At 48.0% G+C, this 12602-nt stretch carries 11 protein-coding genes; 5 read left to right on the forward strand and 6 right to left on the reverse strand.

Translation table 11 applies throughout. From position 1 onward, the window contains the following. Window positions 1-135 precede the first annotated feature (135 nt). Window positions 136-3174, forward strand: a complete 3039-nt coding sequence (gene secDF / locus P1P86_01605; GenBank protein ID MDF1573873.1) for a protein translocase subunit SecDF — start codon at window positions 136-138, stop codon at window positions 3172-3174. 15 nt (window positions 3175-3189) lie between these two features. On the opposite strand, the gene P1P86_01610 is transcribed toward secDF, so the two are convergent. Together P1P86_01610 and P1P86_01615 are read right to left on the reverse strand one after the other, a co-directional pair. Then, a complete protein-coding gene (locus P1P86_01610) occupies window positions 3190-3876 on the reverse strand; it encodes a response regulator transcription factor (protein MDF1573874.1) in 687 nt (228 codons plus the stop codon). Continuing rightward, window positions 3854-5206, reverse strand: coding sequence for a HAMP domain-containing sensor histidine kinase (locus P1P86_01615; GenBank protein MDF1573875.1), 1353 nt, complete (start codon window positions 5204-5206; stop codon window positions 3854-3856). The genes P1P86_01610 and P1P86_01615 overlap by 23 nt, the downstream gene beginning before the upstream one ends. 126 nt (window positions 5207-5332) lie before the next feature. Between P1P86_01615 and P1P86_01620 the strand changes: the two genes are divergently transcribed. From P1P86_01620 to P1P86_01635, 4 genes are all read left to right on the forward strand, one after another. Next, on the forward strand, window positions 5333-5965 hold the full coding sequence (locus P1P86_01620; protein ID MDF1573876.1) for a hypothetical protein: 633 nt from the start codon (window positions 5333-5335) through the stop codon (window positions 5963-5965). 94 nt (window positions 5966-6059) lie between these two features. Next, complete coding sequence (locus tag P1P86_01625; GenBank protein ID MDF1573877.1) at window positions 6060-6497, forward strand: twin-arginine translocase TatA/TatE family subunit; 438 nt, start codon at window positions 6060-6062, stop codon at window positions 6495-6497. A gap of 15 nt (window positions 6498-6512) precedes the next feature. Continuing rightward, the gene (locus P1P86_01630; protein MDF1573878.1) at window positions 6513-7448 is read left to right on the forward strand and encodes a calcium/sodium antiporter; all 936 of its coding nucleotides are present in this window, start codon (window positions 6513-6515) and stop codon (window positions 7446-7448) included. 4 nt (window positions 7449-7452) lie between these two features. After that, the gene (locus tag P1P86_01635; GenBank protein ID MDF1573879.1) at window positions 7453-8103 is read left to right on the forward strand and encodes an ABC transporter ATP-binding protein; all 651 of its coding nucleotides are present in this window, start codon (window positions 7453-7455) and stop codon (window positions 8101-8103) included. Window positions 8104-8118: 15 nt separating this feature from the next. On the opposite strand, the gene P1P86_01640 is transcribed toward P1P86_01635, so the two are convergent. The 4 genes from P1P86_01640 to P1P86_01655 all read right to left on the reverse strand — a co-directional run bounded on the left by P1P86_01640 (window position 8119) and on the right by P1P86_01655 (window position 12590). Next, a complete protein-coding gene (locus tag P1P86_01640) occupies window positions 8119-9453 on the reverse strand; it encodes a saccharopine dehydrogenase C-terminal domain-containing protein (GenBank protein ID MDF1573880.1) in 1335 nt (444 codons plus the stop codon). A 4-nt stretch (window positions 9454-9457) separates the two neighbouring features. After that, a complete protein-coding gene (locus tag P1P86_01645; protein ID MDF1573881.1) occupies window positions 9458-10057 on the reverse strand; it encodes a riboflavin synthase in 600 nt (199 codons plus the stop codon). Window positions 10058-10153: 96 nt separating this feature from the next. Then, the gene (gene metK, locus P1P86_01650) at window positions 10154-11413 is read right to left on the reverse strand and encodes a methionine adenosyltransferase (GenBank protein ID MDF1573882.1); all 1260 of its coding nucleotides are present in this window, start codon (window positions 11411-11413) and stop codon (window positions 10154-10156) included. 202 nt (window positions 11414-11615) lie between these two features. Then, window positions 11616-12590 carry a tetratricopeptide repeat protein gene (locus P1P86_01655; GenBank protein ID MDF1573883.1) on the reverse strand — a complete coding sequence of 325 codons (975 nt, stop codon included), beginning with the start codon at window positions 12588-12590 and terminating at the stop codon, window positions 11616-11618. Window positions 12591-12602 lie beyond the last annotated feature (12 nt).

Consider the following 12602-nt stretch of genomic DNA (forward strand, 5'->3'; position numbering starts at 1 on the left):
TGGGAAATGCGTGATGAACCCCTGGGTTGATTACGCATTTTTTTAGAGCTTCTTTCCAAAGTGCAAAAAAATAGTGCTATATTTGCGGCCTATTCGAAAAAGACAATCAAGTAACTACTAATAAACAAGTTAAAAATGCAAAATAAAGGTGCTATCAGGTTTTTTACGATTGTTCTTGCGCTGGTAAGTGTATACCAACTTCTGTTTACTGTGTTTGCCCAGAAGGTGGAGCGTGATGCCAGGGAAGTAGCCAATGGTGATGTACGCATAGAGCGTTCCTACCTGGATTCGATGAAAGGGGAAGTGGTGTATAATGTTCTGTTTAAAAAATATACCTACCAGGAGTGTAAAGAGAGAGAGGTAAACCTGGGACTTGACCTCAAAGGGGGAATGAATGTCATTCTGGAGATCGCCGTGGAGGATATTATTCGTTCCCTGGCAGCCAGCCAGTTCCTGACTGATCCGGTTTTTACAGAAACCATGGCACTTGCTCATGAGAAGAAAATCAACAGTCAGAATGATTTTGTGGATCTGTTTGCAGAAGCGTTCGAAGAGCTGAATCCCGGTGCTCAGCTGGCACAGTTTTTTATGACCCCTGAAACACGGGGTGAGATAGACTTCAATACCACCAATGGTGATGTGGTGACCTACCTCAAAGCGGAAGCAGAGGATGCTATTGATAATTCATACAATGTACTCAGAAACAGGATAGACCGCTTTGGAGTCGTTCAGTTGAATATACAGAAGCTGGAACGTCAGGGGAGGATCCTGGTGGAGCTTCCGGGCGTCAAGGAGCCGGAAAGGGTGACCAAGCTGCTTACAGGTACGGCCAACCTGGAATTCTGGACTACCTACCAGGCCGCTGAAGTATGGAACTACCTGGATCAGGCCAACCGGACCCTGGCCGATATATTAAGAACTGAGGCTCAGGCCGGGGAGACGGCTGATGTGGAAAGAGGTGAAGAGCTGCTTGCAGATGAGACGGTTGAAGAGACTCTTATTCCTGAAGAGGGTCTTTTGCTTGATACAAGCGGACTGGACCTGTTAACGGATCTGGATACCACCCAGGTTTTTGATGACCAGGAAGCTCAGTTTTATCGTGAAAATCCCCTGATCGCTGTCCTGACCCCCTATCTGGATAATCAGAGAAATTTTATTCCGGGATCTACTGTTGGTGTGGTATTGTTGAAAGATACAGCCGAAGTGAATTCCTACCTGGCCATTCCACAGATCAGGCAGTTATTCCCTTCTGATCTGAAATTTGCATGGCACTTTCAACCTCAGGGCGAAGAGCAGCAATTTATCAGGCTTCATGCCCTGAAGGCCACCAGGAATAATCAGCCGGTGATGGAAGGTAAATACGTGACCGATGCCCGGGTTGGTACGGATCCTTATACCGGTGAGTTCAATGTAAGTATGAACATGAACTCTGAAGGTGCTAAAAAATGGGCCAATGTGACCAGGGAGAACGTTAACCAGGCGATTGCGATTGTTCTGGACGGCCTGGTATATTCGGCTCCTAACGTTTCGGAAGAGATCCGGGGGGGCAGTTCCTCCATATCCGGTGATTTCACACAGACCGATGCAGACGACCTGGCCAATATTCTGAAATCGGGTAAGATGCCTGCCCGCGCCCGCATCGAATCCAGTGAGGTCATTGGACCGACCCTGGGTGCCAAGTCCGTCAAAGACGGTCTGAATTCCTTCCTGATAGCATTTGTGGTGGTTCTGGCTTATATGTTATTTTACTACAGCCGAAGGGCTGGTATGGTGGCCGATATTGCTCTGATCGCCAATATGTTCTTTCTGATGGGGGTTCTGGCTTCCCTGCAGGCAGTGCTCACCCTGCCGGGTATTGCCGGTATCGTATTGACCATAGGTATGTCGGTGGATGCGAACGTGCTGATCTACGAGCGGATTCGGGAAGAGCTGGCAGCGGGTAAGAATCTGAAAACCGCCATCAAGGATGGTTACCGGAATGCATACTCAGCTATTTTTGATGCGCAAATCACCACCTTTCTGACCGGCTTGATCCTGTTTTTCTTCGGAACCGGTCCCATCAAGGGTTTTGCCACCACGCTGGTCATTGGTATCCTGACTTCCCTGTTCAGCGCCATCATACTCACCAGGCTGATGTATGAGCGTATGCTGGTCAAAAGCGGAAAGATCACCTTCGATACCAAGATCTCCAGGAATGCCTTTAAAAACACCAAAATTGATTTCCTGGGAAAAAGAAAGATCTTTTATATGATTTCGGGCCTGATTATCCTGGGAGGCATTGTTTCCCTGGTCACCCGGGGATTGAACACCGGGGTGGATTTCACCGGTGGACGTAACTATGTCATCACCTTTAATCAGGATGTGGAAACCACCGAAGTACAGGAACACCTGGAGGCAGCTTTCGGAGAAGCTCCCACGGTCATTACCTATGGGTCACGAAATACAGTCAGAGTGACCACCAAGCACCTGATAGATGATGACCGGCCCGAGGTGGATTCGATCATCAAGGCGGAGATGTTTGCAGGGCTTCAGCCATATCTGGATAGCGATACCAGCCTGGATGAGTTTATTAACGGACAGGACTATATTATCAGTTCGCATAAGGTGGGTCCCACCATTGCCGATGATATTAAGCGGACGGCGGTCATCGTGATCATCGCCTCGCTGCTGATCATCTTCCTCTATATCCTGGCCAGGTTCAGGAACTGGCAGTTTGGTCTGGGGGCCCTGGCAGCGCTGGTACACGACGTTTTAATTGTTCTCGGGCTCTTCTCCATCCTGGATGGAGTTATGCCCTTCTCGCTGGAGCTGGATCAATCCTTTATTGCGGCCATTCTGACCGTGGTGGGTTACTCCATTAACGATACCGTGGTGGTGTTTGACCGCATCAGGGAATATGTGGGCCTGCAGAAGAAGCGGGAACGACGGGATATCATTAATTCGGCGCTGAACAGCACATTGAGCCGTACCTTCAGTACCTCGCTGAGTACCTTCTTTGTACTGCTCTCCATCTTTGTCTTTGGCGGGGACGTGATCCGGGGCTTTACCTTCGCATTGCTGCTGGGTGTGATTGTGGGTACTTACTCCTCCCTGTTTATTGCCACGCCTGTCGTATATGACACGGTCAAAGGGGATGAGACTACCCGGATTTTAAAAGGAGCTGTCAGGAAATAAAATCTGATAAACCCTTTACAAAGGGGTGTGGGAGCTGATCTTGAAGATAAAGCCCACACCCCTTTTTGTTTCTAGTGAAACGGATGGTTCGGCCTGTATGTATTTTCTGATTCTCGAAATAAAGACATCCATGGAACGGCCCAGGAAATAGTCATTCTGACCCCAGAGGTCTTCCAGGATCTCTTCTCTCCTGACTACGTGATTCTGGTTTTCAATCAGATATTTCAATAAGGCCGATTCCCTGGGGGTCAGGTTATAGCTGTTTTTCCCGTCTTCGATCAGCAGTTCACTGTATTTAATATGAAGGCATCCGATCTTAAAAGTGCTGGTATCTTCTTTGCCGGCTCTCTTCAAAATATTATTCAGCCTTAGAACCAGCTCCTCCGCCTCGAAGGGTTTGGTGATGTAGTCGTCCGCTCCAAATTTCAGTCCTTTCAGCCGGTCCTCTTTCTGATTCCTGGCAGTAAGAAATACCACCGGCATAGAACGGTCCAATTTTCGGATCTCTGCTGCCAGGGTAAATCCGTCCATAACCGGCATCATAACATCCAGGATACAAAGATCCACATGATGCTCCTGGAAAACCTTCAGGCCGTGTTTGCCATGGTTAGCGGTATATACATGGAAGCCGGATAACTCCAGGTACTGGGCCAGCACTTTCTGGAGGTCAATGTCGTCTTCAACAAGTAAGAGGTCTATCATCTGTCGGTATTTTTATATGAAAGGAGGTGCCCTCTCCGGTTTTACTCTGAACGGTGATGGTCCCCCCGTGCGCTTCTACAATCTGTTTCACATAATAGAGACCCAGTCCCAGTCCCCTGACTACCCGCTGCCTGGCCTCTTCGCCTCTGAAGAATTTTTCAAAAAGGTGTTTCTGGTCCTCTTTTTTAATCCCCGGGCCATTGTCCGATACCCGGATCCATAAACAGTGATCCATATCTTTCATCAGTACTTCTATCCTGCAGGGATGCTTACCGTAGCGTACGGCATTGGAAAAAAGATTATTTAAGACGGTAGACATATGGACCCCATCCATCAGGTAGTTGCTCTGATTCAGCCGGAAATCCAAACAGATCTCCGGAGAAGCCTTTTCATGTTCCAGTTGAAACCCGGCTACCAACTGCCTGGTCCAGTTTTCCAGCTGGATGTGTTGTGGTTTCAGCCTTACCTGATCTTTCTCCCAGATATGGATATCCAGGATCCGGTCGATCAGATCAGAAAGATGTCTGTTCTGTCTCTTGATCAGACCCGAAAGCTCTTCAACTCGTTCCGGAACCTTCATGATTTCCTGCTTGCCCAGGGAACTGGAGGCCACTGAAATGGTGGACAGGGGTGTTTTCAGCTCATGGGTCATATTGGAGATAAAGTCACTTTTCATCTCCGAGAGACGTTTCTGCTGCAGCATGTTCCGGAGAGTCAGGATGAATACGGTAAATACCAGGACCAGGGTTAGGAGGTCCAGTACCAGGATTAACCACATCTCTCTCAGGATCAGCTTTGAGCGGTTCACAAAATCGATATAGATGCTGTAGGAGATATTAAAAAAGTTTCGCTCATGCGTGAAGTTCCCCGCCAGCAATGCATTGGCAGGGGCCTGTGGCAGCTCCGGCCCGTTGGGATAAACCCGTTGACGGAAGCCCATATCTACCAGGTAGAGTTCATCCACCTGCAGGTGATAGGTAAATTCAGGGTCCTCGCCAGCCTGGTGAATATAGTCGCGGATAAAATATTCAGGTTCCCGGTATTGATTTAAGATCTCCTGGAATACTTCTCCCGGTTTGCGGCTCATGGAATCCCGGGATTCATATATGAATTCCAGGGCCCTTTCGTCCAGAAGAAAGAGAACGGAATCAAAATCATAGCGATAATCCAGGCTGTTGAATTTGGAAATCGCCTCTCTCGCAAGACTCCCAAAGCGGGAATCGAACTGCTCTTTCTTGGTCCGGTAAGTCTCGGTGATAAAAACATATTGCACCACAATAAGGACCAGCAGTGCCAGGACGGATGATCCTATGAAAAACCGGCTCTTCATTCTGTACAACTCAAGAGCTAAGATACACTCTTTCCAGCATCCTTAACCTATCGTTAACACTCTATTAACCAAGATGCACGGCTTCCCTCCCTACTTTTGTAGAAGAAACCCATTAATCATTGTTTTATGAAAAATTTGAAGATATACCGGATATTTTCCTTTGCTCTGTCCTTACTGCTCCTGGCGACGGTGGCCAGGGCCCAGACACAGGAGGAGAAGACAGACAGGGATGCAGAACTGAAAGTCAAGCAGGAACAGATCGAAATGCAGAGGCAGCAGATGAAGGAACAACAGCTTAAAACAATAGAGCTGGAACGGGCCTTTGCCGGGCAGGCCAGGGAGGCATCCAGGGCCAGAAGTTCGGCCAGGTTTTTCTCCCCCGGCAGCGGTTTTGCAGACGAGGGCTCCTACTATTTTTTCTCCGGGGGACAGGAAAACCAGTCACAGCTTACCATCAGAAACAGTTTTACCGGGAATAGCGATAATTCAGAAGGGGAATTCGATGTGGATGAAAGCACCACTCACATCAGATGCACCATTAGCGGGAAGGCAAATGCCGGAAAGATTAAAATTAAAGTCTTATATCCGGGCGGAAAGGTATTCAAGGATCTTTCCATTACTTCCTCCGCCCAGATTTCATTCTCCCAATCTCTCTCCATCAGGGAGGAAGAAAAGAATAAATATGTCGGGTCATGGACCTACCTGATTACTGCAGACAAAGCTGAAGGAAGCTATACCCTTTCATTTATGACCCATTAGGAGCGAGGCATATCAAAATTCCACTTATGTCCGGAGCCATTCTGATGCATTTCAGGATGGCTTTTTTATTATCTTTGCGTAAATCATTACTAGGATGTTTGGGATAGTACTATTTATTAGCGGGCAAGAGATCGTATTTGCTGTATTGATCGCGTTGTTGTTGTTTGGATCCAAGGAGATTCCTAAGCTTGCCAGGACATTCGGCAAGGGAATGAAAGAATTCAGAAAAGCTACCGAAGATATCAAGCGGGAGTTTGAAAGCAGCACCCCCGAGGTGATGGAAGATTTCAAGGAGATCAAGAAGAATCTTTCCAAAGATGTAAATGATATCAGGCAGAATCTCACCAAGGATGCCAATGAGATAGGAAAGAATCTCACCAAGGATGCCAATGAAATAGGAAAGAATCTCACCAAGGATGCCAATGAAATAGGAAAGAATCTCACCAAGGATGCCAGTACAGTTGGAAAGAATCTCTCCAGGGAAGCCAGTACAGTGGCGAAGGAGGTTAAGAAAAATCTGGACATCGGCTAGCGCGACCACGTACCCATGGCACAAGTTTATCTTTTTCTGTTTGCCGGACTTGCACTGCTTTTTGTCAGTGGTAAATTCCTGGTTGATAGCAGTGTGGCTATTTCCCGGCGGCTGAAGATCCCTAAAATGATCATCGGGCTTACCGTGGTGGCCTTTGGGACCTCTGCTCCTGAACTGCTGGTGAGCCTTCAGGCTGCTTTTTCAGGCTACCCTGAAATTGCCATGGGCAATGTGGTGGGAAGTAATATCTCCAACATCCTTTTGGTCCTGGCTATTACTGCGCTTATATTTCCCATTCCTGTTCCTGCTTCCTCTGTAAAACGTGACTGGCCTATGATGATGGCAGTCTCCCTGCTTCTTTTTGCTTTCTCACAGGATAGATGGATTACCAGGCCTGAGGGAGGGGTACTTGTCGGATTACTGGCCGGGTATATTGCTTATTCAGTCATAAGTGCCCGGGGACTGAATGCCACAGAAGCTCCCTCTGAAAGGAAGGGAGCCATGAAATGGTGGGTGGCGGTAATTATGTTCCTGGTATCGTGCGTGGGGCTGGCTTTTGGTGCTGATCTGCTCGTAGATAATGTGGCCCTGATAGCAGAAGAGCTGGGTATTTCGAAAAGAGTGGTTTCCGTTACGATGGTGGCCGTGGGGACCAGCATACCGGAACTGGCTACCAGTGTCATTGCAGCGCTGAAAAAGGAAACAGAGATTTCGGTGGGGAATATTATTGGTTCCAATATCATGAACATTCTGTCGGTGCTGGGACTTACCAGCCTGATAAGTCCCATCGCTGTCAGCCGGGAAATAGCCAGCTTTGACATAGCCTGGATGCTGGGGGCCTCTTTTCTTCTGGTTTTGCTTATGTTGCCGGCCTCCCGCTCAAGGATTACCCGGTGGGAAGGAAGTATTATGATTATCATCTATCTGTTGTATATTTATCTCTTATTTTAAAGGGATGATCAGCGCAGCAAAAATCACAAAGTCTTTTGGAAATCTGAAGGTATTAAAGGGGATCAGTCTGGAAATTAATGCCGGTGAGGTGGTCTCCATTGTTGGAGCATCCGGGGCAGGGAAAACCACACTGCTCCAGATTATGGGCACTCTCAGCAGGCAGGATGCAGGAAGTATTGCCATTAACGGGATCGATACCGGCCAGCTAAATGGAAGCAGGCTGGCCCGTTTCAGAAACCAGAACATAGGATTTGTGTTCCAGTTCCACCAGCTTCTGCCGGAATTCACGGCTCATGAAAATGTGTGCATTCCCGGATTTATTGCCAACAGGCCACGGAAGGAAGTGGAGGAGAGGGCCAGGGAGTTGCTCAACTTCCTGGGGCTTCTGGAGCGCCTGGATCACAAACCTTCTGAATTATCAGGAGGCGAGCAACAGCGGGTGGCGGTGGCCCGGGCACTGATTAACGATCCGCAGGTCATCCTGGCCGATGAACCTTCGGGTAATCTGGACACAGAAAACAAACAGGAGCTGCATAAACTCTTTATGACTCTGCGTGACCGTTTTCAGAAGACGCTGGTAATTGTCACTCACGATCATAGCCTGGCCGGAATGGCCGACCGCATTATCACCATGAAAGACGGGCTGATCGTCTAAGGGATCAGTACGTCTTCAGGAGATGTTTATCTCCTTCTCCACAAAACGGATACCGTAAGTGGCCAGTTCTTCCAGGACCGGGTTATATATCTCAGGCTCAATAGGTAGCCTGACGCCCGTTCCCTGATAGGTCCCCTCGAGAATCCGCCGGGCCACCATGGCAAGCGGAAGCCCCACCGTGATCGACATGGCGGTATTTTTTATGTCTTCTCCGATGCAGACCATGGTGGAAAACCTCTTCTTAGAGATTCCCCCTTTCTCAAAATCGAACTGGTGCTGCATAACAATCATATCTTTGTCGTTTGGCTCGAGCTGCCATTTTTCTTCCAGGATCTTCTGGAGGATTTTGGCAGGGCTCAGTCCGGGTACCCCGATTTTTGTATCCCCGAAGATACCCAGCCATCTCAGGCGTTCCATCATCCCTGAGTCTTTATCCAGATTCAGATAGTTCAGCAGTTTCTGTTCTACAGGGATGTCGGTCCGGAAAGCCATAAAACTGTTGATGAACTCTCTGTAGGTCATTTCCTCTGTATTCTCCATCACATAGGTATCATCCGTGGCCCCAAGCTGGACAAAAGTGTCCCAGGCCTCACAGAATCCCGGCCGGCGGATGGTTCCGCGAAACATGGTCTTCAGCTTATGCAAACCATAGGTTTCCCTGTAGGTAAGGGAGTCCCTGTTTCCATACACTTCGAATTCTCCCAGCTCCGGAACCTGGATGGTCTCAATACGGCTGAATAATTTGTGATAGGGGATATACTTAAATTTTCCGTTATGAAGAAAGCGGGCACCTTCATGTCCTGCCAATACCACGTTTCGTGGGTTCCAGGTAAACTTATATCTCCAGGGATTATTTTCATAACCCGGGGCCACCAGTCCACCTGTACTCGATTCAAAAGCCTTCAGTTCGACACCCTCTTCCCTGAGCCTGTGAATCATCTGCATGGCCGACATGTGGTCGATGCCGGGATCCACCCCGCACTCGTTCATCAAAACCACTCCTTTTTTCCTGGCTTCCCCATCGAGGGCCCTGATAGCCGGAGAGACATAAGAAGCAGTGACCATATTCCTTCCCAGTTCCACACAACTTTCTGCCACCAGGTGATGCATCCTGGCCGGAAGCATGCTGATCACGATATTCGCCCGGTATATCTCTTCCTGCCTTTGAACGTGATCATAAATATCGAAGCGAAAAGCCTCTGCACCGGGATGACCAAAAGTACGGGCCAGGGCATTTTCGATATGGATATCACCTACCCGGATTTTCCACTGTTTCTCAGAGTGATCCAGGAAGTATTTGATAAGTGAGTTGGAAGAGAGTCCTGCACCCAGGATTAAAACGGTCTGCATGGATTTATTTTTTTAACTGTGTCTTCAGAATCCGGGCTATGTATTTTCCGATGATGTCGAATTCAATATTGACCACTGTTCCAACCTTGAACTGGTGAAAGTTGGTGAGCTCGTAGGTAAACGGGATAATGGCCACCTGGAATGAAGTATCTCTGGAGTTAACGACTGTCAGGCTTACTCCGTTCACCGACACGGAGCCTTTCTCCACAGTAATATGCTCCTCTCCTTTGGGTTCAAAGGAAAAGGTATAATACCAGCTTCCTTCGGCTTCTTTCACTTTGGTGCAGGTGGCGGTCAGATCCACATGACCCTGTACCATATGCCCGTCCAGCCTGGAATCGAGTCGGGTGCTGCGCTCCAGGTTTACCTTATCGCCCACCTGGAGTAAGCCCAGGTTCGATTTTTGAAGGGTTTCCCGGATGGCGGTTACCGTATAGGTATCTTCTTCGATACCGACCACGGTCAGACAGACCCCGTTATGCGAGATGCTCTGGTCAATTTTTAACTCGTTGGTAAATGAGCAACGGATGGTGATATGCAGATTCTCCAGTTCTTTTTCAAGCCGGACCACCGTCGCGGCTTCTTCAACGATCCCTGAAAACATAAGTTTATGTTAGAGTTTTTGAAAATGTTAGGGTGTTAGAAATAGTGGAATAAAGCTATATACAATATTCCAATGAACTAAGGCCGGGTTATATGTTTAAGAAATACCAAAAACCTCTTTGAAGGTATCCACGAGATCCAGTTTTTCCCAGGTGAAAAGTTCCACTTCAATGGTCAGGGGATCCCAGTATTGTGATTCAAAGGTTTTCTTAACGACCTGCGGTGTACGTCCCATGTGTCCATAGGAAGCGGTTTCCAGGTAGATGGGATTCCGTAATTTCAGGCCCTTCTCAATGGCAGCGGGCCTTAGGTCATATACCTCTTCAATCTTGCGGGCGATTTCACCATCTGTGAGATCTATCCTCGATTTTCCATAAGTGTTGACAAAAACCCCAATGGGTTCAACCACGCCAATGGCGTAAGCGAGCTGTACCAGGATTTCATCCGAAATTCCTGCAGCCACAATGTTTTTGGCAATATGACGTGCCGCATAGGCAGCTGAACGGTCCACCTTGGAAGGATCTTTTCCGGAGAAGGCACCCCCGCCATGAGCCCCTTTCCCGCCATAGGTATCCACAATGATTTTCCGTCCGGTGAGACCGGTGTCTCCATGGGGCCCTCCAATCACAAATTTCCCGGTAGGATTCACATGGAGGATGAACTGACCATCAAACAATGATTGAAGGCGTTCGGGAAGCTGCTGAACCATTCTGGGGATCAGGATCTCTTTCACATCAGACCTGATCTTTTCCAGCATACGAGAATCATCACTATCGAACTCATCATGCTGGGTGGAGATAACGATGGTATGAACCCTGATGGGTATGTCATTATCATCGTATTCAATGGTTACCTGTGATTTGGAATCGGGTCGAAGGTAGGTCATTAGCTTTTCTTCCCTCCGGATAGCGGCCATCTCGATCAACAGCTTTTGGCTAAGCTCCAGGGGGAGCGGCATAAAATCGTCCGTCTCATTGGTGGCATAGCCGAACATCATGCCCTGGTCGCCGGCACCCTGCTGCATGGGGTCCTCCCGGTCAACCCCCCGGTTGATATCGTGACTCTGTTCGTGGATCAGAGTAATCACCCCGCAGGAGTTGTACTCAAACTGGTAATCGCTTTTCGTATACCCGATTTTCTTTATCGTCTCCCTGGCTACTTTTTGCACATCAATATAGGTAGAGGTCCGGACCTCCCCGGCGAGCACCACCTGCCCGGTGGTTACCAGAGTTTCACATGCCACTTTGGACTGAGGATCGAATGCCAGGAATTCATCCAGCAGGGCATCAGATATTTGATCGGAGACTTTATCGGGATGTCCTTCAGAGACCGATTCGGAAGTAAACAGATAGGCCATGATGTAATTTCAATTAGTGTAATACAATTAAGATGAGAAAATTGACCGATGTTTGCTAAGAGGCTGTTTTAGCATTTTTTTATCGTGGTTGCAATCAGTCAAATCTTTCCACATCGACCCGACAAAGGAAGTAATTTTCGCTCATGTAGCAAAAAAAAGCAGCGTTATTAACGCTGCTTAATAAGGATTACGTTCCGTTGTACTAGTTACAGAGGGACTCGATCTTTTTCTCGGCCCTGGCAAGGAAGGGCTCTTCGGTAACCTTTCTCAGGGTTTCGCAGGCTTTATCATAATCGGCTGTATTCTGAAAGGCGCTTCCCAGTTCGAAATTGATGGCTGAGATCCAAACTGATTCAGTTTCATGAAGCAGGGCTTCCTGGGCATATTCGACAGCTTTATCGTATTCTACCGTTTTGTTGGATACAATAGCCAGGTGATAGAGCGCACGCGGATTATTGGGATTAGCTGCCAGTGCCTTTTCGCAGGCTTCAACAACAAAAGTATAGTCGTTTTCCTCGGGATCGACCATTTCCATCTCTTCCAGGATAAACTTGTTATAATAAGTGTCGATAACGCCGTTAATCTGCTCGATGGTTTTTGTGTCATTTTTAGCCGTGGCTCCCTCTTTGGCCCTGGTGAAGCACTCAAGCATCTCTTCGGTTTTATCCTGGTCGAGGTAAACCATTCCTTTGCCCTGACAAGCCTGATAGATATTGGGATTTATGGCCAGTACCTTGTCAAAATATGCCAGGGCTGCATCGAAGTTTTTATTTTTCCACTCCTGGCTGCCCTGCCTCATACACAGCTGGGGTAAGTACCCGGCGGCTTTGTTGCTGATTTCTTCGTTGTTGTTGTAGAGTGTGGCCATTTCAACCGTTTTCTCCAGGAAGGGAATCGCATTGTCGTATTGCTTTCTCTTCATAAAAGTAGTGGCCTGCCGGTAGTAAGTGGAGGGAATTTGATCTTCAGCCTGAGCCTTCAGATCGTTCGCCTCATCACCCACTGTTACAGCCATGGCCAGCACCTGATTAAAATGTTCAAGTGCGGCATCATACTCTTGTCCATTTATACTTTCAACGCCTGCATTGAATTCATTGATAACGTCGGTCATGGTCTGGGCATACAGGGATCCTGCCAGAAGAACACCTGTTAGAATTGCCAATACTCTTAATTTCATACTATCATTGTT

The organism is Bacteroidales bacterium, assembly GCA_029210725.1.
Taxonomy (GTDB): Bacteria; Bacteroidota; Bacteroidia; order Bacteroidales.

Bases quoted from the DNA above. Each gene is read 5' to 3' on its own strand.
- secDF (MDF1573873.1), top strand. From the start codon at position 136: ATGCAAAATAAAGGTGCTATCAGGTTTTTTACGATTGTTCTTGCGCTG.
- P1P86_01610 (MDF1573874.1), bottom strand. From the start codon at position 3,876: ATGATAGACCTCTTACTTGTTGAAGACGACATTGACCTCCAGAAAGTG.
- P1P86_01615 (MDF1573875.1), bottom strand. From the start codon at position 5,206: ATGAAGAGCCGGTTTTTCATAGGATCATCCGTCCTGGCACTGCTGGTC.
- P1P86_01620 (MDF1573876.1), top strand. From the start codon at position 5,333: ATGAAAAATTTGAAGATATACCGGATATTTTCCTTTGCTCTGTCCTTA.
- P1P86_01625 (MDF1573877.1), top strand. From the start codon at position 6,060: ATGTTTGGGATAGTACTATTTATTAGCGGGCAAGAGATCGTATTTGCT.
- P1P86_01630 (MDF1573878.1), top strand. From the start codon at position 6,513: ATGGCACAAGTTTATCTTTTTCTGTTTGCCGGACTTGCACTGCTTTTT.
- P1P86_01635 (MDF1573879.1), top strand. From the start codon at position 7,453: ATGATCAGCGCAGCAAAAATCACAAAGTCTTTTGGAAATCTGAAGGTA.
- P1P86_01640 (MDF1573880.1), bottom strand. From the start codon at position 9,453: ATGCAGACCGTTTTAATCCTGGGTGCAGGACTCTCTTCCAACTCACTT.
- P1P86_01645 (MDF1573881.1), bottom strand. From the start codon at position 10,057: ATGTTTTCAGGGATCGTTGAAGAAGCCGCGACGGTGGTCCGGCTTGAA.
- metK (MDF1573882.1), bottom strand. From the start codon at position 11,413: ATGGCCTATCTGTTTACTTCCGAATCGGTCTCTGAAGGACATCCCGAT.
- P1P86_01655 (MDF1573883.1), bottom strand. From the start codon at position 12,590: ATGAAATTAAGAGTATTGGCAATTCTAACAGGTGTTCTTCTGGCAGGA.